This is a genomic window from Micromonospora sp. NPDC003944, from assembly GCF_053605225.1.
The window spans coordinates 1-22,759 of the sequence record NZ_JBSGIV010000053.1 but is presented as its reverse complement, the minus strand read 5'-3'; the positions used below and the strand labels follow the sequence as shown (position 1 = coordinate 22,759).

30 protein-coding genes are annotated in these 22,759 nt (G+C 67.7%); all 30 read right to left on the bottom strand.

The window, feature by feature from the left end; genetic code table 11:
• Window positions 1-3: 3 nt before the first annotated feature.
• The 30 genes from ACWER9_RS23630 to ACWER9_RS23485 all read right to left on the bottom strand — a co-directional run bounded on the left by ACWER9_RS23630 (window position 4) and on the right by ACWER9_RS23485 (window position 22,691).
• Window positions 4-657, bottom strand: coding sequence for an adenylate kinase (locus tag ACWER9_RS23630; protein ID WP_452303890.1), 654 nt, complete (start codon window positions 655-657; stop codon window positions 4-6).
• Window positions 658-1,986 carry a preprotein translocase subunit SecY gene (secY, locus tag ACWER9_RS23625; RefSeq protein WP_452303889.1) on the bottom strand — a complete coding sequence of 443 codons (1,329 nt, stop codon included), beginning with the start codon at window positions 1,984-1,986 and terminating at the stop codon, window positions 658-660. It lies immediately after the preceding gene.
• Window positions 1,987-2,218: 232 nt separating this feature from the next.
• Window positions 2,219-2,662 carry a 50S ribosomal protein L15 gene (gene rplO / locus ACWER9_RS23620; protein WP_030329906.1) on the bottom strand — a complete coding sequence of 148 codons (444 nt, stop codon included), beginning with the start codon at window positions 2,660-2,662 and terminating at the stop codon, window positions 2,219-2,221.
• Window positions 2,662-2,844, bottom strand: a complete 183-nt coding sequence (gene rpmD / locus ACWER9_RS23615; RefSeq protein WP_007465262.1) for a 50S ribosomal protein L30 — start codon at window positions 2,842-2,844, stop codon at window positions 2,662-2,664. The genes rplO and rpmD overlap by 1 nt, the downstream gene beginning before the upstream one ends.
• Window positions 2,844-3,458: a 30S ribosomal protein S5 gene (gene rpsE, locus ACWER9_RS23610; RefSeq protein WP_088987583.1), complete on the bottom strand. Its 615-nt coding sequence runs from the start codon at window positions 3,456-3,458 to the stop codon at window positions 2,844-2,846. Before rpsE ends, rpmD begins: the two co-directional genes overlap by 1 nt.
• Window positions 3,459-3,491: 33 nt before the next feature.
• Window positions 3,492-3,881, bottom strand: a complete 390-nt coding sequence (gene rplR / locus ACWER9_RS23605; protein ID WP_091402381.1) for a 50S ribosomal protein L18 — start codon at window positions 3,879-3,881, stop codon at window positions 3,492-3,494.
• Window positions 3,878-4,420 carry a 50S ribosomal protein L6 gene (gene rplF, locus ACWER9_RS23600; RefSeq protein ID WP_357355002.1) on the bottom strand — a complete coding sequence of 181 codons (543 nt, stop codon included), beginning with the start codon at window positions 4,418-4,420 and terminating at the stop codon, window positions 3,878-3,880. Before rplF ends, rplR begins: the two co-directional genes overlap by 4 nt.
• Window positions 4,421-4,436: 16 nt before the next feature.
• Window positions 4,437-4,844 carry a 30S ribosomal protein S8 gene (gene rpsH, locus ACWER9_RS23595; protein ID WP_007465270.1) on the bottom strand — a complete coding sequence of 136 codons (408 nt, stop codon included), beginning with the start codon at window positions 4,842-4,844 and terminating at the stop codon, window positions 4,437-4,439.
• Between the two features lie 116 nt (window positions 4,845-4,960).
• On the bottom strand, window positions 4,961-5,146 hold the full coding sequence (locus ACWER9_RS23590) for a type Z 30S ribosomal protein S14 (RefSeq protein ID WP_007465272.1): 186 nt from the start codon (window positions 5,144-5,146) through the stop codon (window positions 4,961-4,963).
• A gap of 1 nt (window position 5,147) precedes the next feature.
• A complete protein-coding gene (gene rplE, locus ACWER9_RS23585; protein WP_452303888.1) occupies window positions 5,148-5,714 on the bottom strand; it encodes a 50S ribosomal protein L5 in 567 nt (188 codons plus the stop codon).
• Window positions 5,714-6,034 carry a 50S ribosomal protein L24 gene (gene rplX, locus ACWER9_RS23580; protein WP_007465276.1) on the bottom strand — a complete coding sequence of 107 codons (321 nt, stop codon included), beginning with the start codon at window positions 6,032-6,034 and terminating at the stop codon, window positions 5,714-5,716. Before rplX ends, rplE begins: the two co-directional genes overlap by 1 nt.
• Window positions 6,031-6,399 carry a 50S ribosomal protein L14 gene (rplN, locus tag ACWER9_RS23575; protein ID WP_007073026.1) on the bottom strand — a complete coding sequence of 123 codons (369 nt, stop codon included), beginning with the start codon at window positions 6,397-6,399 and terminating at the stop codon, window positions 6,031-6,033. Before rplN ends, rplX begins: the two co-directional genes overlap by 4 nt.
• Window positions 6,400-6,496: 97 nt before the next feature.
• Window positions 6,497-6,775: a 30S ribosomal protein S17 gene (rpsQ, locus tag ACWER9_RS23570; RefSeq protein WP_112584814.1), complete on the bottom strand. Its 279-nt coding sequence runs from the start codon at window positions 6,773-6,775 to the stop codon at window positions 6,497-6,499.
• A complete protein-coding gene (rpmC, locus tag ACWER9_RS23565; RefSeq protein WP_007465283.1) occupies window positions 6,772-7,008 on the bottom strand; it encodes a 50S ribosomal protein L29 in 237 nt (78 codons plus the stop codon). The genes rpsQ and rpmC overlap by 4 nt, the downstream gene beginning before the upstream one ends.
• Window positions 7,008-7,433, bottom strand: coding sequence for a 50S ribosomal protein L16 (gene rplP / locus ACWER9_RS23560; RefSeq protein WP_007465292.1), 426 nt, complete (start codon window positions 7,431-7,433; stop codon window positions 7,008-7,010). The genes rpmC and rplP overlap by 1 nt, the downstream gene beginning before the upstream one ends.
• A 3-nt stretch (window positions 7,434-7,436) precedes the next feature.
• Entirely contained in the window at window positions 7,437-8,306 is an 870-nt protein-coding gene (rpsC, locus tag ACWER9_RS23555; protein WP_091402401.1) for a 30S ribosomal protein S3, read from the bottom strand.
• On the bottom strand, window positions 8,306-8,764 hold the full coding sequence (rplV, locus tag ACWER9_RS23550) for a 50S ribosomal protein L22 (RefSeq protein WP_007465297.1): 459 nt from the start codon (window positions 8,762-8,764) through the stop codon (window positions 8,306-8,308). Before rplV ends, rpsC begins: the two co-directional genes overlap by 1 nt.
• A 41-nt stretch (window positions 8,765-8,805) precedes the next feature.
• On the bottom strand, window positions 8,806-9,087 hold the full coding sequence (rpsS, locus tag ACWER9_RS23545; protein WP_007465299.1) for a 30S ribosomal protein S19: 282 nt from the start codon (window positions 9,085-9,087) through the stop codon (window positions 8,806-8,808).
• Window positions 9,088-9,099: 12 nt separating this feature from the next.
• Window positions 9,100-9,939: a 50S ribosomal protein L2 gene (gene rplB / locus ACWER9_RS23540; RefSeq protein WP_030329891.1), complete on the bottom strand. Its 840-nt coding sequence runs from the start codon at window positions 9,937-9,939 to the stop codon at window positions 9,100-9,102.
• A 12-nt stretch (window positions 9,940-9,951) separates the two neighbouring features.
• Complete coding sequence (gene rplW / locus ACWER9_RS23535) at window positions 9,952-10,254, bottom strand: 50S ribosomal protein L23 (RefSeq protein WP_007465304.1); 303 nt, start codon at window positions 10,252-10,254, stop codon at window positions 9,952-9,954.
• Window positions 10,251-10,901 (bottom strand): 50S ribosomal protein L4, encoded by a 651-nt coding sequence (gene rplD, locus ACWER9_RS23530; RefSeq protein WP_030329890.1) that lies wholly within the window; start codon window positions 10,899-10,901, stop codon window positions 10,251-10,253. Before rplD ends, rplW begins: the two co-directional genes overlap by 4 nt.
• The gene (gene rplC / locus ACWER9_RS23525) at window positions 10,898-11,563 is read right to left on the bottom strand and encodes a 50S ribosomal protein L3 (protein ID WP_452303887.1); all 666 of its coding nucleotides are present in this window, start codon (window positions 11,561-11,563) and stop codon (window positions 10,898-10,900) included. The genes rplD and rplC overlap by 4 nt, the downstream gene beginning before the upstream one ends.
• Before the next feature lie 11 nt (window positions 11,564-11,574).
• On the bottom strand, window positions 11,575-11,883 hold the full coding sequence (rpsJ, locus tag ACWER9_RS23520) for a 30S ribosomal protein S10 (protein WP_007073037.1): 309 nt from the start codon (window positions 11,881-11,883) through the stop codon (window positions 11,575-11,577).
• A gap of 350 nt (window positions 11,884-12,233) precedes the next feature.
• Complete coding sequence (gene tuf / locus ACWER9_RS23515) at window positions 12,234-13,427, bottom strand: elongation factor Tu (protein ID WP_030489585.1); 1,194 nt, start codon at window positions 13,425-13,427, stop codon at window positions 12,234-12,236.
• A gap of 210 nt (window positions 13,428-13,637) precedes the next feature.
• Window positions 13,638-15,734 (bottom strand): elongation factor G, encoded by a 2,097-nt coding sequence (gene fusA / locus ACWER9_RS23510; RefSeq protein ID WP_452303886.1) that lies wholly within the window; start codon window positions 15,732-15,734, stop codon window positions 13,638-13,640.
• Window positions 15,735-15,808: 74 nt separating this feature from the next.
• Window positions 15,809-16,279 (bottom strand): 30S ribosomal protein S7, encoded by a 471-nt coding sequence (gene rpsG, locus ACWER9_RS23505; protein WP_007465317.1) that lies wholly within the window; start codon window positions 16,277-16,279, stop codon window positions 15,809-15,811.
• A 1-nt stretch (window position 16,280) separates the two neighbouring features.
• Window positions 16,281-16,655 carry a 30S ribosomal protein S12 gene (gene rpsL / locus ACWER9_RS23500; protein WP_007465318.1) on the bottom strand — a complete coding sequence of 125 codons (375 nt, stop codon included), beginning with the start codon at window positions 16,653-16,655 and terminating at the stop codon, window positions 16,281-16,283.
• 505 nt (window positions 16,656-17,160) lie between these two features.
• Window positions 17,161-17,541 (bottom strand): hypothetical protein, encoded by a 381-nt coding sequence (locus ACWER9_RS23495; protein ID WP_452303909.1) that lies wholly within the window; start codon window positions 17,539-17,541, stop codon window positions 17,161-17,163.
• A gap of 799 nt (window positions 17,542-18,340) precedes the next feature.
• Window positions 18,341-18,709: a hypothetical protein gene (locus ACWER9_RS23490; RefSeq protein WP_452303885.1), complete on the bottom strand. Its 369-nt coding sequence runs from the start codon at window positions 18,707-18,709 to the stop codon at window positions 18,341-18,343.
• Between the two features lie 94 nt (window positions 18,710-18,803).
• A complete protein-coding gene (locus ACWER9_RS23485) occupies window positions 18,804-22,691 on the bottom strand; it encodes a DNA-directed RNA polymerase subunit beta' (RefSeq protein WP_452303884.1) in 3,888 nt (1,295 codons plus the stop codon).
• Between the last annotated feature and the right edge of the window lie 68 nt (window positions 22,692-22,759).

Sequence of the window (22,759 nt, the reverse complement as noted above, 5' to 3'; positions counted from 1 at the left end):
ACCTCAGCCGCTGTACGACCGCAACGCGTCGATGGCCCGGGTGGTGACGTCCTCCACCGGCCCGGTCGCGTCGATCCCGACCAGCTTGCCCTGGGCGCCGTAGTAGTCGACCAGGGGTGCGGTCTTCTCGCTGTACTCGCGGAGCCGCGTGGCGATCGTCTCCGGCTTGTCGTCGTCGCGCTGGAACAGCTCGGCGCCGCACCGGTCACAGATGCCGGGCCGGGTGGTGGCGTCGAACTCGACGTGCCAGATCTTGCCGCAGCCCCGGCAGGTACGCCGACCGGAGAGCCGCCGGATCACCTCGTCGTCGTCGACGACAAGCTCCAGGACCAGATCCAGGGCGGTGCCCAGATCGGCGAGGAGCTTGTCCAGAGCGGCCGCCTGCGGGGTCGTCCGCGGGAAGCCGTCGAGCAGAAAACCCTCGCTGGCGTCGGGCTCGGCCAGCCGGTCCCGGACCATGTTGATGGTGACCTCGTCCGGAACCAGCTCGCCCGCGTCCATGTACCGCTTCGCCTCGACACCGAGCGGCGTGCCCTGGGTGACGTTCGACCGGAAGATGTCTCCGGTCGAGATCTTCGGCACCGAGAGGTGCGCGGCGATGAACTCGGCCTGCGTGCCCTTGCCCGCGCCCGGCGGGCCAACCAGAACGAGTCTCATCTACCGCAGGAACCCTTCGTAGTTCCGCTGCATGAGTTGGCTCTCGATCTGCTTCACGGTCTCCAGACCGACGCCGACCATGATGAGCACAGCGGTGCCGCCGAACGGGAAGTTCTGGTACTGCTGGTTGTCCAGCCAGATGAAGAAGAAGTTCGGCAGGATCGAGATGACGCCGAGGTAGAGCGCGCCCGGCAGGGTGATCCGGCTGAGGATGAAGTCCAGGTAGTCGGCGGTCGGCTTGCCCGGGCGGATGCCCGGCACGAACCCGCCGTACTTCTTCATGTTGTCCGCGACCTCGGTCGGGTTGAACGTGATCGAGACGTAGAAGTACGTGAAGAAGATGATCAGCAGGAAGTAGACCGAGATGTAGATCGGGCTGCTCGGGTTGACCAGGTTGTTCTGGATCCACGACTGCGTCTTGCCCGGGTCGGTCTGGTCGAAGAACTGCAGCGCCAACTGCGGCAGGTAGAGCAGCGACGAGCCGAAGATGACCGGGATCACACCAGCCTGGTTGACCTTGAGCGGGATGTAGGTCGAGGTGCCGCCGTACATCCGCCGGCCGATCATCCGCTTGGCGTACTGCACCGGGATCCGGCGCTGGGCCTGCTCGATGAAGGTGACCGCGGTGATGACCACCAGGACCAGCGCGATGACCAGGGCGAACATGTCCCAGCCCTTGCTGGTCTTGATCTGCCAGCCCTCACTGGGCAGCCGCGCCGCGATCGAGGTGAAGATCAGGACGGACATGCCGTTGCCGACGCCGCGGTCGGTGATCAGCTCGCCGAGCCACATGACCATGCCGGTACCGGCGGTCATCGTCATCACCAGGATGGCCAGGGTCAGCCAGTCCGGGATGCCGGTGCCGGTGGGGATGATCGGGAACTGGTCGCACTTGTTCTGGAACAGCTGGCCGGAGCGGGCCAGGGCCACGAACGCCGAGGCCTGCAGCACACCGAGACCGAGGGTCAGGTAGCGGGTGTACTGGGTGATCTTCGCCTGACCGGCCTGGCCCTCCTTGCGGAGCTGCTCCAGACGGGGGATCACGACGGTCAGCAGCTGCAGGATGATCGACGCGGTGATGTAGGGCATGATGCCCAGCGCGAAGACCGAGAGCTGTAGCAGCGCTCCGCCGGAGAAGAGGTTCAGAAGGTTCACCACCGAGGTGGTGTCACCCTGGATGGTGTCGAGGCACTTCTGCACGTTGCCGTACGAGACGCCCGGGCTGGGGAGCGTTGCACCCAGCCGGTAGACCGCGATGATGCCTACTGTGAACAGCAGCTTCTTGCGCAGGTCAGGCGTACGGAACGCACTGAGAAAGGCGGACAGCAACTTCTTCCTCCTGCGCGAGGCGGGCCGCCGGTGATCCCTGGCGGGTCGGGGTGGATCACGGGCGAGTGCCCGCAATCCATGGCTGGGATGGGACTCTAACAGCCTCACCCCGGTCCGGGCAGATGCGCCCGACTACATAAATCGATTCCGATGTTACCGGGCGCTCAGGCCCCAGGCAGACCATGGCGCCCGCCAGTTGCTCTCAACTGGACGGGCGCCATGGTCGTAAGCCTTACAGCTCGGTGACGGAGCCACCGGCGGCGGCGATCTTCTCCTTGGCCGACGCACTGAACGCGTGCGCAGACACCTGGAGCGCCACACCGCCGAGGTCCCCGGTGCCGAGGACCTTGACCGGGTGGCCCTTGCGGACCGCGCCGGACTCGACCAGCTCCAGCGGACCGACCTGACCACCATTCGGGAACAGCTCAGCCAGTCGGTCCAGGTTGACCACCTGGAAGACCACCTTGAACTTGTTCTTGAAGCCCTTCATCTTCGGCAGGCGCATGTGGATGGGCATCTGCCCACCCTCGAACGCCGCCGAGATGTTCTTGCGGGCCTTGGAGCCCTTCGTACCGCGACCAGCGGTCTTGCCCTTGGAACCCTCACCGCGACCCACACGGGTCTTCGCGGTCTTGGAACCGGGCGCCGGGCGCAGGTGATGCACCTTGATCGTCATTACTCGACCTCCTCGACCTTCACGAGGTGGCTCACAGTGAAGATCATGCCGCGGATCTCGGGCCGGTCCTCCTTGACCACCACATCGTTGATCCGCTTGAGACCGAGCGAACGCAGCGACTCACGCTGGTTGTGCTTGGTCCCGATACCGGACCGGAGCTGGGTGACCTTCAGGCGTGCCATCAGGACGCCACCCCCGCCCGCGACGCCAGCATGGCGGCCGGCGCGACGTCCTCCACCGGCAGACCACGACGCGCCGCGACCTGCTCGGGGGACTCGAGCCCCTTCAGGGCCGCCACGGTGGCGTGCACGATGTTGATCGGGTTCGACGAGCCGAGGCTCTTGGAGAGCACGTCGTGGATCCCAGCGCACTCCAGCACCGCACGCACCGGGCCGCCGGCGATGACACCCGTACCGGCCGAGGCCGGCTTGAGCAGCACCACACCGGCCGCGTCCTCGCCCTGCACCGGGTGCGGGATCGAGGCACCGATGCGCGGCACCTTGAAGAAGTGCTTCTTGGCCTCCTCGACACCCTTGGCGATGGCCGCGGGCACCTCCTTGGCCTTTCCGTAGCCCACGCCGACCGTGCCGTCGCCGTCGCCCACGATCACCAGGGCGGTGAAGCTGAAGCGACGACCACCCTTCACGACCTTGGCGACGCGGTTGATCGCGACGACCCGCTCAAGGTGCGGGGTCTTCTCGACGGGCGCGTTTCCGCGGCCGCCCTCACGGCGGTTGTCGCGGCGACCACCCTCGTTGCCACCGGACCCGCCGCCACGGCGCTGTTGACCTGGCATCAGCAGCCTTCCTTCTCTCTCGTGACGGGGTTGTTAGAACTCGAGCCCGGCTTCGCGGGCAGCATCGGCAAGCGCGGCGACCCGCCCCGCGTACCGGTTGCCACCGCGGTCGAAGACGACCTTGGAGACGCCGGCGGCCTTGGCCCGCTCGGCGAGCAGGGCGCCCACCTTGCCAGCCAGGGCGCTCTTGTCGCCCTCCGCACCGCGCAGCGAGGCGTCCAGGGTCGACGCCGACGCCAGGGTGTGACCCTTGGTGTCGTCGACGACCTGGGCGACCATGTGCCGCAGGGAGCGGGTGACGACCAGGCGCGGACGCTCGGCCGTACCGCTGACATTCTTGCGGACGCGGAAGTGTCGACGCGCACGCCCAACGGCGCGCTTGGCGGCGACACCGCGGCGGCGCTTGAGCAGCGTGGCGCTCACTTCTTACCTGCCTTTCCAGCCTTGCGGCGGATGACCTCGCCCTGGTACTTGACGCCCTTGCCCTTGTAGGGCTCCGGCGGGCGGATCTTCCGGATGTTGGCGGCGACCTCACCGACCTGCTGCTTGTCGATGCCAGCCACGTGGAACAGCGTCGGCCGCTCCACCGTGAAGGTGATGCCCGCCGGGGCGGAGACGACCACCGGGTGCGAGAACCCGAGCGCGAACTCGAGGTCCGAACCCTTGGCGGTGACCCGGTAACCGGTGCCGGCGATCTCCAGGCTCTTGCGGTAGCCCTCGGTGACCCCGACGATCATGTTGGCAACCAGCGTACGGCTCAGGCCGTGGAGCTCCTTGGCCTTGCGCTCGTCGTTCGGCCGGTTGACGCTCAGCTGCCCGTCCTCGGCCCGCTCGATCGTGATCGGCTCGGCGAGGATGTGCTCAAGCTGGCCCTTGGGCCCCTTGACCTTGACGGTCTGCCCGTCGATCGTGATGTCGACGCCGGCTGGCACCGGGATCGACTTACGTCCAATTCGCGACATTTCTACCTGTCTCCCGTTACCAGACGAAGGCGAGGACTTCCCCGCCAACACTCCGCTTGCGGGCCTGCCGGTCGGTCAGCAGCCCCTGGGACGTCGAAATGATCGCCACGCCCAGCCCACCGAGCACCCGCGGGAGCCCGTCCGACTTGGCGTACACCCGGAGACCGGGCTTGGACACGCGCTTGATGCCGGCCAGGCTCCGCTCGCGGTTCTGGCCGTACTTCAGCTCGACGACCAGTCGCTTGCCGACGGCGCCCTCCTCGGGCTCCTCGACCGACCAGGTGGCGATGTAACCCTCGGCCTTCAAGACCTCGGCGATGTTCGCCTTGATCTTGGAGTAGGGCATCTTCACCTGATCGTGGTACGCCTGGTTGGCGTTACGCAGACGCGTGAGCATGTCTGCGATCGGGTCGGTCATCGTCATGGATTTCGTCAGCCTTTCTCGCCGGGGTTCCCGGGGCATCAGCCCCGGGCCTACGGCGAAGAGCAATACCTAATCGGTGCAGGAGTTCCCGGCCGACGGCCGGGACGCGGCCGCCCTTACCAGGAAGCCTTGGACACGCCCGGCAGCTCACCGCGGTGAGCCATCTCCCGGATGCAGACCCGGCAGAGCCCGAACTTGCGGTAGACCGCCTTCGGACGCCCGCACCGCTGGCAGCGGGTGTACGCGCGAACCGAGAACTTCGGCTTCGCGGCCGCCTTGATGATCAGCGCCTTCTTGGCCATCTCAGTTCTCCTTGAACGGGAAGCCCAGGAGCTTGAGCAGCGCCCGGCCCTCGTCGTCGGTCGTGGCGGTCGTGACCACCGTGATGTCCATGCCCCGCTGGCGATCGATCCGGTCCTGGTCGATCTCGTGGAACACCGACTGCTCGGTCAAACCGAACGTGTAGTTGCCGTGCCCGTCCAGCTTGCGTCCGTCCAGGCCGCGGAAGTCGCGGATACGCGGCAGCGCGATGGAGAGCAGCCGGTCCATGAACTCCCACATCCGGTCGCCGCGAAGGGTGACCTTCGCGCCGATCGGCATGCCCTCGCGGAGCTTGAACTGCGCGATGGACTTGGTCGCCCGCCGCACCTGCGGCTTCTGGCCGGTGATCGTGGCGAGGTCGCGGACCGCACCGTCGATCAGCTTGGCGTCGCGAGCAGCCTCGCCGACACCCATGTTGACGACGATCTTGACCAGCCGCGGCACCTGCATGGGGTTGCTGTAGCTGTGCTGCTCGCGCAGCTGGGCCACGATCTCGTTGCGGTACCGCTCCTTGAGGCGCGGCAGGGTCTTTTCGGTAGCCGTGGTCATCACAGGTCCTTACCGGTGCTACGCGCGATGCGGACCTTCTGGCCGTTGTCGTCGATCCGGTAACCGACGCGGGTCGGCTTGCCGTCGGAGTCCAGGACCTGCACGTTCGAGACGTGGATCGGGGCCTCCTGAGTGACGATGCCGCCGGTCTTGGCGCCACGCTGGGTGGTGCTGATGCGGGTGTGCTTCTTGACCCGGTTCACGCCCTCGACCAGGACCTTGTCCTGCCGCGGGTAGGCCGCAATGACCTTGCCCTTGGCACCCTTGTCCTTGCCGGCGATGACGACGACCGTGTCGCCCTTCTTGACCTTCACGGTCACAACACCTCCGGCGCGAGGGAAATAATCTTCATGAACCGCTTGTCCCGCAGCTCCCGGCCCACCGGGCCGAAGATACGGGTTCCACGCGGGTCCCCACCGTCCTTGATGATGACGGCGGCGTTCTCGTCGAAGCGGATGTACGAGCCGTCCGGACGCCGCTTCTCCTTGGCGGTGCGAACGACGACAGCCTTGACGACGTCGCCCTTCTTCACACCGGCACCCGGGATCGCGTCCTTGACCGTGGCCACGATGACGTCGCCGATGCTCGCGTAGCGCCGACCCGAGCCACCGAGAACCCGGATGCACAGGATCTCCCGAGCACCCGTGTTGTCGGCGACGCGCAGTCGCGACTCCTGCTGAATCACGTCTATCTCCTATGTCTGCCGGTTCTCCGGCCGCCGTAGCGGCCGGAGCCTGGCGGAACCTACGCCCGACGCAACGCCGGGCGAGCTCGAGCCTTCGCTACTTGGCCTTTTCCAGGATCTCCACGATCCGCCAACGCTTGGTGGCGCTCAGCGGCCGGGTCTCCATGATGAGAACCCGGTCACCGGTGCCAGCGGCGTTCTGCTCGTCGTGCACCTTCAGCTTGCTCGTACGGCGCATGATCTTGCCGTACAGCGCGTGCCGAACCCGGTCCTCGACCTCGACCACGACGGTCTTGTCCATCTTGTCGCTGACCACCAGGCCCTCACGGACCTTGCGGCGGGACCGCGCGGTGGCGGTGGCGGTGTCTTCGGTCATGATGCAGTCACCTCAGTCGGCGCGGCCGAGAGCCCCAGCTCGCGCTCGCGCATGATCGTGTAGATCCGGGCGATCTCCCGACGGATGACCTGCAACCGCCGGTTGTTGTCCAGCTGCCCGGTTGCGGCCTGCACGCGGAGGTTGAACAGCTCCGCCTTGGCCTCCCGCAGCTTCGTGACCAGCTCCTCCTCGGAGAGCTCACGCAGCTCGGTCGCCTTAACGCCCGCTGCCATCAGGATTCACCCACTTCGCGCGTAACAATGCGGCACTTCATCGGGAGCTTGTGGATCGCGCGACGCATGGCCTCTCGCGCGATCTGCTCGTTGGGGAAGGACATCTCGAAGAGAACCCGCCCCGGCTTGACGTTGGCGACCCACCACTCGGGCGAACCCTTACCGGAACCCATCCGGGTCTCGGCAGGCTTCTTGGTGAGGGCCTGGTCCGGGAAGATCGTGATCCAGACCTTGCCACCACGCTTGATGTGGCGAGTCATCGCGATACGTGCCGACTCGATCTGCCGGTTCGTCACGTACGCCGGCTCGAGAGCCTGGATCCCGAACTCGCCGAACACCACCCGGTTACCACCCTTGGACGCGCCACTGCGGTCCGGGTGGTGCGGCTTGCGGAAGCCCTTCGGGGGCTTGCGCGGCATCAGCATCTGTCAGCCCTCCTGCTGCGTTTCTGCCGGAGCAGCAGTGGCGGCGACAGCTGCGCTGTCGACCGGCTCGCCGCTCGGCGTCTCGGCCTGCTGCGCGATGGTGGTCGCAGCAGCCCGACCGGCCTCGGTGCCACCAGCCGTGGTGCCGGACGAACCCGACCGGCCACGGCGCGGACGCTCGGGACGGTCGCCGCGCTCACCACGACGCGGGCGGGACGGACCGGCCTCGGCCGGAGCCTCCCGGCCCGGGACGGCGTCGCCCTTGTAGATCCAGACCTTCACACCGATCCGACCGAACGTGGTACGGGCCTCGAAGAAGCCGTACTCGATGTTGGCCCGCAGCGTGTGCAGCGGAACCCGGCCCTCACGGTAGAACTCGGTCCGGCTCATCTCGGCGCCGCCGAGGCGACCCGAAACCTGAACCCGGATGCCCTTGCAGACCGGGTTCTTCATCGCCGACTGCATGGCCTTGCGCATCGCCCGACGGAAGCTGACCCGGCTGGACAGCTGCTCGGCCACGCCCTGCGCGACCAGCTGAGCGTCCGACTCGGGGTTCTTCACCTCGATGATGTTCAGCTGAACCTGCTTGCCGGTGAGCTTCTCCAGCTCGCCGCGGATCCGGTCGGCCTCCGCACCCTTACGGCCGATGACGATGCCCGGCCGGGCGGTGTGGATGTCGACCCGGACCCGGTCGCGGGTGCGCTCGATGTCGACCTTGGAGATGCCGGCACGCTCGAGGCCCTTGGACATCATGCGGCGGATCTTGACATCCTCGCCGATGTAGTCCTTGTAGAGCTTGTCCGCGAACCAGCGGGACTTCCAGTCGGTCGAGATGCCGAGCCGGAACCCAGTGGGGTGAACCTTCTGACCCATTACTCGGCGTCCTCCGTCTTGCTCTGCGCTTCGGCCGGTGCGGCCTCCGTGGCCGGGGCGGCCTTCTTCGCCGCGGCCTTCCTCGGCGCTGCCGGCGCGACCGCTTCGACCGCCACGGTGATGTGGCAGGTGCGCTTGCGGATTCGGTACGCCCGACCCTGCGCCCGCGGCTGGAACCGCTTCATCGTCGGGCCCTCGTCCACGAAGGCCTCGCTGACGAGCAGCGCGTCGGGGTCCAGCCGCTCGTTGTTCTCCGCGTTGGCGATCGCGCTAGCGAGCACCTTGTACACCTGCTCGCTCGCAGCCTGCGGCGCGAACTGCAGCACCGTGAGCGCCTCCTTCGCGGGCAGGCCGCGGACGAGGTTGACCACCCGGCGCGCCTTCATCGGCGAGATGCGCACGTGCCGCGCAACCGCCCGCGCGCCCGGAAGCACCGGAGCGTCGCCCTTTCCTGGCATCGCTGTAACCCCTTGTTCCCTCTATCCGTATGCCCGCGGCGTCAGCGCCGACGGCTCTTCCGGTCGTCCTTCTCGTGACCCTTGAACGTGCGGGTCAGCGCGAACTCGCCGAGCTTGTGCCCGACCATCGCCTCGGTCACGAACACCGGGACGTGCTTGCGTCCGTCATGCACGGCGATCGTGTGCCCCAGCATCTCCGGGATGATCGTCGAGCGCCGCGACCAGGTCTTGATCACGTTCTTGGAGCCCTTGTCGTTCTGAACTTCCACCTTCTTGAGCAGGTGGTCGTCGACGAACGGGCCCTTCTTCAGGCTGCGAGGCATGTCTTATCTCCCTCAGCCGCGCTTACGCGTGGCGTAGCGACGGCGGACGATCAGCCGGTCACTCGGCTGGCCCTTACGGCGGGTGCGGCCCTCGGGCTTACCCTGCGGGTTGACCGGGTGGCGACCACCGGAGGTCTTACCCTCACCACCACCGTGCGGGTGGTCGACCGGGTTCATGGCGACACCACGGACGGTCGGGCGCTTGCCCTTCCACCGCATCCGGCCGGCCTTACCCCAGTTGATGTTCGACTGGTCGGCGTTGCCGATCTCGCCGATGCTGGCGCGGCAGCGCACGTCCACCCGCCGGATCTCACCGGACGGCATACGCAGGGTCGCGTACGCGCCCTCACGGCCGAGCAACTGGATGCCGACGCCGGCGGAACGGGCCAGCTTGGCCCCGCCACCCGGACGCAGCTCCACGTTGTGGATCGTGGTACCGACCGGGATGTTGCGCAGCGGCAGGTTGTTACCTGGCTTGATGTCCGCGCCCGGGCCGGACTCGACGCGGTCGCCCTGCTTCATGTCCTTCGGCGCGATGATGTACCGCTTCTCGCCGTCGGCGTAGTGCAGCAGCGCGATGCGCGCGGTGCGGTTCGGGTCGTACTCGATGTGAGCGACCTTGGCCGGCACGCCGTCCTTGTCGACCCGCTTGAAGTCGATCAGACGGTACTGGCGCTTGTGACCGCCACCGTGGTGCCGCGTGGTGATCCGGCCGTGGGCGTTACGCCCGCCCTTCTTCGGCAGCGGAGCCAGCAGCGACTTCTCCGGCGTGGACCGGGTGATCTCGGCGAAGTCCGCGACACTCGAGCCACGTCGGCCCGGCGTCGTCGGCTTGTACTTACGGATAGCCATTGTCTACACCCCTCAGCTGACCGGGCCGCCGAAGGCCTCGATGCGGTCACCGTCAGCCAGCTTCACGATCGCCCGCTTGGTCGCCTTGCGCTGACCGAAGCCGGTCTTGGTGCGCTTGCGCTTACCCTGGCGGTTGAGCGTGTTGACCGTCAGGACGCGGACGTTGAAGATCTGCTGGATAGCGATCTTGATCTCGGTCTTGTTCGCGTCCGGGTGCACCAGGAAGGTGTACCAGTTCCGGTTCAGCTCGCTGTAGCTCTTCTCCGAGACGACCGGCGCCACGATGATGTCGCGCGGGTCGGCGATCGTGCTCACTTGCCACCCTCCTCGGTGGTCTCGGCGGGCACGCCCAGGAACTCGTCCAGGGCGTCCTTGGTGAAGACCACGTCGTCGGCCACGAGCACGTCGTACGTGTTCAGCTGGCCGGACTCGATCAGGTGCACCCGCGGCTCGTTGCGCAGCGACACCCAGTTCAGCTCGTCGGTGCTGCTCAGCACGACCAGGACCCGACGGGCCTCGGTGAGCTTGGTCAGCGTGGCCAGGGCCGCCTTGGTCGACGGCTTCTCGCCCGAGACGAACGCCTCGACGACGTGCACCTGCCCGGCGCGGGCCCGGTCGGAGAGGGCACCGCGAAGAGCGGCGGCCTTCATCTTCTTCGGGGTCCGCTGGCTGTAGTCGCGCGGCACGGGACCGTGCACGACGCCACCGCCGGCGAACTGCGGCGCGCGGATCGAGCCCTGCCGGGCGCGACCGGTGCCCTTCTGCTTGTACGGCTTCTTGCCGCCACCGGCGACCTCGCCGCGGGTCTTGGCCTTGTGCGTGCCCTGTCGGGCCGCCGCGAGCTGGGCCACCACGACCTGGTGCATCAGCGCGACGTTGGCCTGCACGTCGAAGATGTCCGCCGGCAGCTCCACGGAGCCGCTGGTGGTGCCTTCGACGGTGCGCACGTCAACGGTGGTCACTTGGCCGCACCGCCCTTCTTCACCTTGCTCTTGGCCGCGGTACGGACCAGAACGAGCGCGCCCTTGGGACCAGGAATGGCACCCCGGACGAGCAGCAGGTTGTTCTCGGTGTCGACCGCCTGGACGGTGAGGTTCTGCACGGTGTACCGCACGCCACCCATCCGGCCGGCCATCCGGGTGCCCTTGAAGACACGACCCGGAGTGGCGCAGGCGCCGATGGAACCGGGCGAGCGGTGCTTGCGCTCGACACCGTGGCTGGCGCGCAGACCGTGGAAGCCGTGCCGCTTCATCGGGCCGGCGTAGCCCTTGCCCTTGGTCTTGCCGGTGACGTCGATGGTGACGCCGGCCGGGAACTCCTCGACCGTGACTTCCTGGCCGAGCGAGTATTCCCCGGCGTCCGTGGTGCGCAGCTCGACGATGTGCCGGCGCGGCGCCACGTCCGCCTTGGCGTAGTGCCCGCTGACCGGCTTCTTGACCTTGCGCGGGTCGATGGTGCCGTACGCCAGCTGGACCGCGGAGTAACCGTCCTTCTCGGCGCTACGAACCTGGCTGATGACGCACGGGCCGGCCTCGACCACGGTCACGGGAACAACGCGGTTGTTGTCCCAGACCTGGGTCATGCCGAGCTTGGCGCCCAGGATCCCCTTGACTTGCCTGTCCATTTGTCCGGTCCCTACAGCTTGATCTCGATGTCGACGCCAGCCGGCAGGTCGAGGCGCATGAGCGAGTCGACCGTCTTCGGGGTCGGGTCGATGATGTCGATCAGCCGCTTGTGCGTGCGCATCTCGAAGTGCTCGCGCGAGTCCTTGTACTTGTGCGGCGAGCGGATAACGCAGAAACGGTTGATCTCCGTGGGCAGCGGCACCGGGCCCGCGACCTGCGCCCCGGTGCGCGTCACCGTCTCGACGATCTTCCGAGCCGAGGAGTCGACGACCTCGTGGTCATAGGCCTTGAGCCGGATGCGGATCTTCTGTCCCGCCATGGTGGCTTCTGTTCCTTCTCTCGATGCCGCTGTGTTGCGGGCGCCTGTACCGGCTGGCACAGGCCCACTTCGCCGACCCCCGCGGTCGGGCGTGTCGCGCCCTCGGGCCGAGCTCCGCCCCAAGGTTTCGGAGTGGTGCTGACCGCGCGGTGGGTCAAGGCGCCGATCGCATTACCGCGACCTGAACGCCGTGCGAGGGTGGTTGGCGACTGGGCCGCCAACCACCCTACGCTCGACTGCATCGCCACCCGGAGGTTCAGCGAAAGCCGAACACAGGCGACGAACTGTCGTTACGCAACCTGACTAGTATGCCGCACGACCGGCGGCGGGTCTAATCGGGGTTACCTAGTTCACTTGTTAATCTTGGTGACGAACCCGGCGCCGACGGTGCGGCCACCCTCGCGGATCGCGAACTTGAGGTTCTCCTCCATGGCGATGGGCTGGATCAGCTTCACCGACATCGAGGTGTTGTCACCCGGCATGACCATCTCGGTGCCCTCGGGGAGGGTGACGACACCGGTGACGTCCGTGGTCCGGAAGTAGAACTGCGGACGGTAGTTCTGGAAGAACGGGGTGTGCCGGCCGCCCTCCTCCTTGGAGAGGATGTAGACCGTCGCCTCGAACTCCGTGTGCGGGGTGTTCGAGCCCGGCTTCACGACGACCATGCCGCGCTCGACCTCGTCGCGCTTGGTACCACGCAGCAGCAGGCCGACGTTCTCACCTGCGCGGGCGTCGTCCAGGGTCTTCCGGAACATCTCGATCGCGGTGACCTTGGTCTTGAAGCTCTTCTCCTTGATGCCGACGAGCTCAACATCCTCGTTCGGCAGGAGAACGCCGCGCTCGACGCGACCGGTGACGACGGTGCCACGACCAGTGATCGTGAAGACGTCCTCGACCGGCATCAGGAACGGCTTGTCGACCTCGCGCTCCGGCTGCGGGATCGAGGTGTCGACAGCGGTCATCAGGTCCAGCAGCTTGCCGGTCCACTCGGGGTCACCCTCGAGGGCCTTCAGCGCCGAAACCCGAACGACCGGCAGGTCGTCACCCGGGTACTCCTGCGAGGAGAGCAGCTCACGGACCTCGAGCTCGACGAGCTCCAGGAGCTCCTCGTCATCGACCATGTCGCTCTTGTTGAGCGCCACGACGATGTACGGCACACCGACCTGACGGGCCAGCAGCACGTGCTCGCGGGTCTGCGGCATCGGGCCGTCGGTCGCCGCGACCACCAGGATCGCGCCGTCCATCTGCGCGGCACCGGTGATCATGTTCTTGATGTAGTCGGCGTGCCCAGGGCAGTCGACGTGCGCGTAGTGCCGCGACTCGGTCTGGTACTCGACGTGCGCGATCGAGATCGTGATGCCGCGGGCCTTCTCCTCCGGCGCCTTGTCGATCTCGTCGAACGGCGTGTAGGGGTTCAGGTCCGGGTACTGGTCGTGCAGGACCTTGGTGATGGCCGCCGTCAGCGTCGTCTTACCGTGGTCGATGTGACCAATGGTGCCGATGTTGACGTGCGGCTTAGTCCGCTCGAACTTAGCCTTCGCCACTGGTGTCCTCCTGTGGACTTCTTGGTTCGTACGCCCGGCGCGCCGGTCGGCGCTTAGGACTCTGTCGACAGCCTTTCCGGCCTGACGGCCGGAGAGCCTTTGTGGGTTCTGCGGCGATGAAGCCTACAGGCCCGGTCTCACGCGATCCGATCGTGGTGGCCGCGGGCGGGCGAACCCTCCCGCGACCAACCACGAATCACCTGCTCGGAGCTACTCGCCCGTTGCCTTGGCGATGATCTCCTTCGCGACGCTCTGCGGAACCTCGGCGTAGGAGTCGAACTGCATGCTGTAGCTAGCCCGGCCCTGGGTCTTCGACCGCAGGTCGCCGACGTAGCCGAACATCTCCGACAACGGCACCAGAGCCCGGACGATGCGGGCGCCGCTGCGCTCCTCCATCGCCTGGATGATGCCGCGGCGGGAGTTGAGGTCACCGATGACGTCACCCATGTTCTCCTCAGGAGTGGTGACTTCAACGGCCATCATCGGCTCGAGCAGTGCCGGATCGGCCTTGCGGGCCGCGTCCTTCATCACCATCGAGCCGGCGATCTTGAATGCCATTTCCGACGAGTCGACCTCGTGGTACTGGCCGTCCAGCAGGGTCAGCTTCACGCCGACCAGCGGGAAGCCCGCGAGGATGCCGTACTGCAGCGCGTCCTGCGCACCGGCGTCCACCGAGGGGATGAACTCCCGGGGGATGCGGCCGCCGCTGACGGCGTTGGCGAACTCGTAGGTCGGCGAGTCGTTGTCCAGCGGAAGCGGCTCGACGCTCACGATCACGCGGGCGTACTGGCCGGAACCACCGGTCTGCTTCTTGTGCGTGTACTCGACCTTCTCCACCTTGCGGCGGATGGTCTCGCGGTACGCCACCTGCGGCTTGCCGACGTTGGCCTCGACGTTGAACTCGCGGCGCATGCGGTCGACCAGGATGTCCAGGTGCAGCTCACCCATGCCGGAGATGACCGTCTGACCGGTCTCCTCGTCCAGCTGGACGCGGAAGGTCGGGTCCTCCTCGGCCAGGCGCTGGATTGCAGTGCCCAGCTTCTCCTGGTCGGACTTGGTCTTCGGCTCGATCGCCACCGAGATGACCGGCTCCGGGAAGGTCATCGACTCCAGGATGACCGGGTTCGCCGGGTCGGAGAGAGTGTCGCCGGTGGTGGTCTGCTTGAGACCCTGCACGGCGATGATGTCGCCGGCCTGCGCCGACGGACGCTCTTCCCGCTTGTTGGCGTGCATCTGGTAGATCTTGCCGATCCGCTCCTTGCGGTCCTTGGTGGAGTTGACCACCTGGGAACCGGAGTCGAGCGTGCCGGAGTAGACCCGCACGTAGGTGAGCTTGCCCAGGTGCTTGTCCGTCTGGATCTTGAAGGCCAGACCGGAGAACGGCTCCGAGTTGGACGGCTTACGCAGCAGCGGGGTCTCACCGTCGGTGGCCGTACCCTCGATCGCCGGAACGTCGAGCGGCGACGGCAGGAAGTCGACCACGGCGTCGAGCATGGGCTGGACGCCCTTGTTCTTGAACGCCGAGCCGCACAGCACCGGGTTGGCCTTGCCGGCGATGGTGGCACGCCGGATGGCGCCCTTGATCTCCTCGACGGAGACCTCTTCGCCCTCCAGGTACTTCTCCATCACCGCGTCGTCGACGTCGGCGAGGGTCTCCATCAGCTTCTCGCGCCACTCGGCGGCGGAGTCGGCCAGGTCGGCCGGGATCTCCTCGACCGCGTAGTCCTCACCCTTCTGGGTCTCCCCACGCCAGGTGAGGGCGCGCATGCCGATCAGGTCGACGACACCGATGTGGTCGCCCTCGAGCCCGATCGGGATCTGGAGCACCAGCGGGGTGGCGTTCAGCCGGTCGATCATCATCTGCACGCAGCGGAAGAAGTCGGCGCCCGTCCGGTCAAGCTTGTTGACGAAGCACATCCGCGGGACGTTGTACTTGTCGGCCTGCCGCCAGACGTTCTCCGTCTGCGGCTCCACGCCGGCGACACCGTCGTAGACCGCGACCGCACCATCCAGGACACGAAGCGACCGCTCGACCTCGACCGTGAAGTCGACGTGGCCGGGCGTGTCGATGATCTGGATCGTGTGGCCCTTCCACTCACACTTGGTAGCAGCAGAGGTGATGGTGATACCACGCTCCTGCTCCTGCTCCATCCAGTCCATGACGGCAGCGCCCTCGTGGACCTCACCGATCTTGTACGTGATGCCGGTGTAGAACAGGATTCGCTCGGTGGTCGTGGTCTTACCGGCATCGATGTGCGCCATGATGCCGATGTTGCGTACGTTGGCGAGCGCGTCTGCGGCGGCCACTTCAATCCCTACTTATCGTCGTCTCGACTCAACTGGTGGCGGTTCCGGCGCCCGGAGGCGCCGGAACCAGGGTGTTACCAGCGGTAGTGCGCGAAGGCCTTGTTCGACTCGGCCATCTTGTGCGTGTCCTCGCGCCGCTTGACGGCGGCACCGAGGCCGTTGCTCGCGTCCAGCAGCTCGTTCATGAGCCGCTCGACCATGGTCTTCTCACGCCGGGCGCGGGAGTACGTCACCAGCCAGCGCAGGCCCAGGGTGGTTGCCCGGGTCGGGCGGACCTCGACCGGAACCTGGTAGGTGGCGCCACCGACACGACGGCTACGCACCTCGAGGGTCGGCTTGACGTTGTCCATCGCCCGCTTGAGGGTGACGACCGGGTCGGTGCCGGACTTCTCGCGGCAGCCCTCGAGGGCCGCGTACACGATGGATTCGGCGAGCTGACGCTTGCCACGGAGCAGGATCTTGTTCACCAGCTGGGTGACCAGCGGCGAGTTGTACACCGGGTCAGCGACCAGTGGCCGCCGCGGAGCGGGTCCCTTACGCGGCATGTCAGCTCTTCTCCTTCTTCGCGCCGTAACGGCTGCGCGCCTGCTTGCGGTTACGGACACCCTGGGTGTCCAGCGAGCCGCGAACGATCTTGTAACGCACGCCGGGGAGGTCCTTCACCCGGCCACCGCGAACGAGCACGATCGAGTGCTCCTGCAGGTTGTGACCGACGCCGGGGATGTAGGCGGTCACCTCGATCTGGCTGCTGAGCTTCACGCGAGCGACCTTGCGCAGCGCCGAGTTCGGCTTCTTCGGGGTGGTGGTGTACACGCGGGTGCACACGCCGCGCCGCTGAGGAGAACCCTTCAGCGCCGGGGTCTTGGTCTTGGTCGTCTTCGCCTGGCGGCCCTTTCGGACCAGCTGCTGGATCGTGGGCACCGGGTTTCTCCGCTCCCTTCGGCCGCATCCGCGGCCGCGCCGTCTGCTCGTTAGCCGGCCTGATGACCGGCTCTCCTACATTCCGACCAGGGTCACCTTGCGGAGACCCCGGCACCCGCGGTCGGGCGTGTCGCCCTCGTCACGGCCCCGTTGCGCCGCTCTCGCGTGCGTACCGGGTTGTGTCACCGGCGCGCGGGTCGCCCCGCTCCGGGTCTTTGGCTTGTCGCGCCGCCGCCCGTAAGCCGGAAACAGCGCACGCACAATTTGCCCGGGCATGCCCGGGCACAAGGGGAAAGAGTACCTACCACAACCGCCCAGGTCAAAACGGAACGACCCGGCGACTTCTCACACCCGCCGGCCGGATCTCGTCCTGCCCCGTCGCCCGCGATGGGCACCTACGAATACAAGTGTACCGGCTCCCCCGCAGAAGCACCCATCGCCCCCGGCGGGACCGGAAGCCTTCCGCCAGACACCCGTCAGGTGCCGGATCTGTCGGTGATCACCGTCACGTCAGGGCGAGGAGCAGAGCCAGACCCAGGCCCAGGAGGCTGATCAACGCCCCCGCCGCGCCGCAACTGATCCCGGCCATCGCCAGCCCGCGGCCGGTGAACTGGACGGTGGAGGGCGCGGCCGGTCGACGGATCTGCCGCCGGCCGAGGAGCCCGATGACGACCGCCGCGCCACCGGACAGCACACCCAGCGCGGCGAACGCTCCGGAGGCCCAGGCCCCACCGTCGTTCTTGAAGGCCACTCCGAAGCACACCACGAGCAGCGACACCAGCACCGAGGCGACCCCCGCCACCAGCGCCCCGATGGCAAGCCCGGAGGTGACCGGCGGCACGTCCAGGTGCACGACGCCGTAGGGCGTACCGGAGACCGTCTCCACCCGCTTCGGCGGCCGGCGTTGGTCGTCGGTCGGCGGCGGCACCGAACGCCCCGGCGCGCCACCCCACCCGGGGCCGTGCCCCGGCGGCGGACCCCACCCCGGCGGAACTCCGGGCCCCGACGAGGGACCCCAGCCGTGCGGCACACCAGGCCCCGACACCGGCGGACCCCAGCCGTACGGCGCTCCCGGTCCACCCGCCGGCGGACCCCAACCCGGCGGCACACCGGCCCCCGACGACGGCGGACCCCAGCCGTGCGGCACACCGGCCCCCGACGACGGCGGACCCCAGCCGTGCGGCACACCGGGCTCCGACGGCGGCGGACCCCAACCCGGCGGCACCGCAGGTCCCGGTCCACCTGCCGGCGGACCCCAACCTTGCGGCACCCCGACCCCCGGCGCAGGCGGGCCCGAGCCGGGCGGCACACCGGGCCCCGAGCCGGGCGGACCCCAGGCGTGCGGCGTCGGGGCCGGCGCGCTGGAGACCGGGTACGGCTGCGCGGAGCCGGGCGTCGTGGTCGTGCCCCAACCGGTCGGCCCCTCGCCGGGGTGCGGTGCTTGCGAGGGCGTCGGCGCGGTCGTCGGCGGGTCTGGCTCGTCGCCAGGGCCGGATCGCGCCCAGTCACTGGGCTCGGACGGAGGAGCCGGCGGGTCCGGAGGGCCGGCCGGTTCGTCCGCAGCGGGCCGCGCCGGTTCCGTCACGAGGTCCTCCTGTCGAAAGGCCGCCACCGTCGCACGGCGGACACCGGCCAGGCTACCGCCGCGAGCGCCGCCACCCGCGCCCGGCGCGGCCGCTGGCGGCTCAGTCCATGTTCGCCGGGTAGTCGTGGCCGAACGGCGCGCCGGCCAGGCGGACCACCCCGACGACCACCGCGGCCACCACGCTGACCGCGACCAGCACCAGGCCCGCCCAGGCCATCCACTCCCCCCGTCGCAGCCAGACGCCGCCGGTGAGGAAACCCCCCGAGGCGTACGCCTCGCGACGCGCCTGACGGGCGAGTTGCAGGGCCACCGTGGCCGGCACCACGCCACCGACGAACAGCCCGGTCAGCATGCCGATCAGGCCCAGCGCGAAGACCGCCCGTGCCTTCGTGGCGCGGGCCGGGTCCGGGTCCAGCGGGTGACGCTGGCCCTGCTGGGCGACGGACACCTGCCCGGGTGCGGTCGTCATCCCTCCATCATGCCGAACCCGGCCCGGGGGTGGGTGGGCACGGACACGACGAGGCCCCCGGCTTTCACCGGGGGCCTCGTCGTGTGACTGGTGTTTAGCGGTACGACCCGAAGTCGAAGTCGTCCAGCGGCACGGCCTGCCCACTGGCCGGCCCGAACCCGTAGTCGGTCTCCGGGTAACCGGTCATCGAGTAGACCTTGGCCTTGGCCTCCTCGGTCGGCTCGACCCGGACATTGCGGTACTTGCTGATGCCGGTACCGGCCGGGATGAGCTTTCCGATGATCACGTTCTCCTTGAGGCCGACCAGCGAGTCGCTGCGCGAGTTGATCGCAGCGTCGGTCAGCACCCGGGTGGTCTCCTGGAAGGAGGCCGCCGAGAGCCAGGAGTCGGTGGCCAGCGAGGCCTTGGTGATACCCATCAGCACCGGACGACCAGCGGCGGGCTCGCCGCCCTCCGAGACGAGCCGGCGGTTCTCCGACTCGAACAGCGCCCGGTCGACGAGCACACCCGGCAGGAACTCGGTCGAGCCGGAGTCGATGACCGTCACCCGCTTGAGCATCTGGCGGATGATGATCTCGATGTGCTTGTCGTGGATGAGCACACCCTGCGAGCGGTAGACCTCCTGGACCTCACTGGTCAGGTGGACCTGGACCGCCCGCGGACCCATGATCCGCAGCAGCTCGTGCGGGTCGATGGTGCCCTCGGTCAGCTTCTCGCCGACCGCGACGTGACCGCCGTCGTGGGTCCGGAGCTTGACCCGCTTCGAGATCTTGTCGTAGACGATCTCGTCGCTGCCGTCGTCCGGCACCACGATGATCTTGCGCGAGCGCTCGCCGTCCTCGATCCGGATCCGGCCCGGGGTGTCGGCGATGGGCGCCTTACCCTTCGGGACCCGCGCCTCGAAGATCTCCTGCACACGCGGCAGACCCTGGGTGATGTCCTCACCCGCGACACCACCGGTGTGGAAGGTACGCATCGTCAGCTGCGTACCCGGCTCACCGATGGACTGGGCGGCGATGATGCCGACCGCCTCGCCGATGTCGACCGACTTACCGGTCGGCAGCGACCGGCCGTAGCAGGCCGCGCAGACGCCGAGCTTCGACTCGCAGGTGAGCACGCTGCGCACCCGGACGGTCTCCACCCCGGCGGCGACGATCTTGTCGACCCCGATGGAGTTGATGTCCTGACCGCGCTCGGCGACCACGGTGCCGTCCGGCCCCTTGATGTCGTCGGCGAGGGTACGGGCGTGCACGCTCGTCTCGGCGTGGGTGTGGACGACGAGCTTGCCGTCCAGCTTCTCGCCGATCTGCATCGGGATCGCCCGGTCGGTGCCGCAGTCTTCCTCACGGATGATGACGTCCTGCGAGACGTCCACCAGACGACGGGTCAGGTAACCCGAGTCGGCGGTCCGCAGCGCGGTGTCGGCGAGACCCTTACGGGCACCGTGCGTGGAGATGAAGTACTCCAGCACGGACAGACCCTCCCGGTAGCTGGCCTTGATCGGCCGCGGGATGATCTCGCCCTTGGGGTTGGCCACCAGACCACGGATGGCCGCGATCTGCCGGAGCTGGAGCAGGTTACCGCGAGCACCCGAGTTGATCATCTTCCACAGTGGGTTCTCCTGCGGCAGCGCGGTGTCCATCTCCTTGGCGACCTCGTTGGTCGCCTTGGTCCAGATCTCGATGAGCTCGCCGCGACGCTCCTCGGCGGTCATCAGACCACGCTGGTACTGCTTGTCGATCTGGTCGGCGTCCTTCTCGTACCGCGCCAGGATCTCCGCCTTACGCGGCGGAGCGATGACGTCCTCCATGCCGATCGTCACACCGGACCAGGTGGCCCAGTGGAAACCGGCCTCCTTGAGCCCGTCCAGGGTGGCGGCGAGCGCCACCTTAGGGAAGCGCTCGGCGAGGTCGTTGACGATCGCGGAGAGCTGACCCTTGCGGATCTCGTAGTTCACGAAGCGGTAGCCCTGCGGCAGCGTCTCGTTGAACAGCACCCGACCCAGGGTGGTCTCCACGGTCAGCGGGTCACCCTCGACCCAGCCCTCCGGGGCGGTCCACGCCTCGGCACCGGAGCCGTTGTCGACCCCGATCACGCTGCGCAGACGGATCTTCACCGGCGCCTGCAGGTGCAGCTCACCGTTGTCGAAGGCCATCCGTGCCTCGGCGTCCGAGCTGAACGCCCGGCCCTCGCCCCGCTCACCGGCGGTGCGGTGGGTGAGGTGGTACAGGCCGATGACCATGTCCTGGGTGGGCATGGTGACCGGCTTGCCGTCGGCCGGCTTGAGGATGTTGTTCGACGACAGCATCAGGATCCGGGCCTCGGCCTGGGCCTCGGCGGACAGCGGCACGTGCACCGCCATCTGGTCACCGTCGAAGTCGGCGTTGAACGCGGTGCAGACCAGCGGGTGGATCTGGATCGCCTTGCCCTCGACCAGCTGCGGCTCGAATGCCTGGATGCCCAGGCGGTGCAGGGTCGGCGCACGGTTGAGCAGCACCGGGTGCTCGCCGATGACCTCTTCCAGCACGTCCCACACGACCGGGCGCTGACGCTCGACCATCCGCTTGGCGGACTTGATGTTCTGTGCGTGGTTGAGGTCGACGAGCCGCTTCATCACGAACGGCTTGAACAGCTCCAGCGCCATCTGCTTGGGCAGACCGCACTGGTGCAGCTTGAGCTTCGGGCCGACCACGATGACCGAACGGCCCGAGTAGTCGACGCGCTTGCCCAGCAGGTTCTGGCGGAACCGGCCCTGCTTGCCCTTGAGCATGTCGGACAGCGACTTGAGCGGGCGGTTACCCGGGCCGGTGACCGGCCGGCCGCGACGGCCGTTGTCGAACAGCGCGTCGACGGCCTCCTGGAGCATCCGCTTCTCGTTGTTGACGATGATCTCGGGAGCGCCGAGGTCGATCAGCCGCTTGAGGCGGTTGTTCCGGTTGATCACGCGCCGGTACAGGTCGTTCAGGTCCGAGGTCGCGAAGCGGCCACCGTCGAGCTGCACCATCGGGCGCAGGTCCGGCGGGATGACCGGGACGCAGTCCAGCACCATGCCGAGCGGCGAGTTGCGGGTGTTCAGGAACGCCGCGACGACCTTGAGTCGCTTCAGCGCCCGGATCTTCCGCTGGTCCTTGCCGGACCGGATGGTCTCCCGCAGGCTCTCGGCCTCGGCGTCGAGGTCCATGTTCTGGACCAGCGCCTTGATCGCCTCGGCGCCCATGGAGCCGGTGAAGTACTCACCGAACCGGTCACGCAGCTCGCGGTAGAGCAGCTCGTCGGTGACCAGCTGCTTCGGCTCCAGCTTGCGGAAGGTGTCCAGCACCTCGTCCAGGCGGTCGATCTCGCGCTGGGCCCGGTCGCGGATCTGGCGCATCTCGCGCTCTCCGCCCTCCTTGACCTTGCGCCGGACGTCCGCCTTGGCACCCTCGGCCTCCAGCTCGGCCAGGTCGGCCTCGAGCTTGGCGGCCCGTTTCTCGATCTCCGAGTCGCGGCTGTTCTCGGACTGCCGCTTCTCGGCCAGGATCTCGTTCTCGATCGTCGAGAGGTCACGGTGACGCGACTCCGCGTCCACGCTCGTCACGACGTACGAGGCGAAGTAGATGATCTTCTCGAGGTCCTTGGGGGCGAGGTCCAGCAGGTAGCCCAGCCGGCTCGGAACGCCCTTGAAGTACCAGATGTGGGTCACCGGAGCGGCGAGCTCGATGTGCCCCATCCGCTCACGGCGGACCTTGGAGCGGGTCACCTCGACGCCGCAGCGCTCACAGATGATGCCCTTGAACCGCACGCGCTTGTACTTACCGCAGTAGCACTCCCAGTCCCGCTGAGGACCGAAGATCTTCTCGCAGAAGAGCCCGTCCTTTTCCGGCTTCAGGGTGCGGTAGTTGATGGTCTCAGGCTTCTTGACCTCGCCGTGCGACCACTGACGGATGTCGTCGGCGGTGGCGAGACCAATGCGCAGCTCGTCGAAGAAGTTGACGTCGAGCACTATGTCCCCTATGTCGTCGTCTGTACTGCTAATTCTCGGGTGAGGTCGGGGGCCGGCGAGCCGGCCCC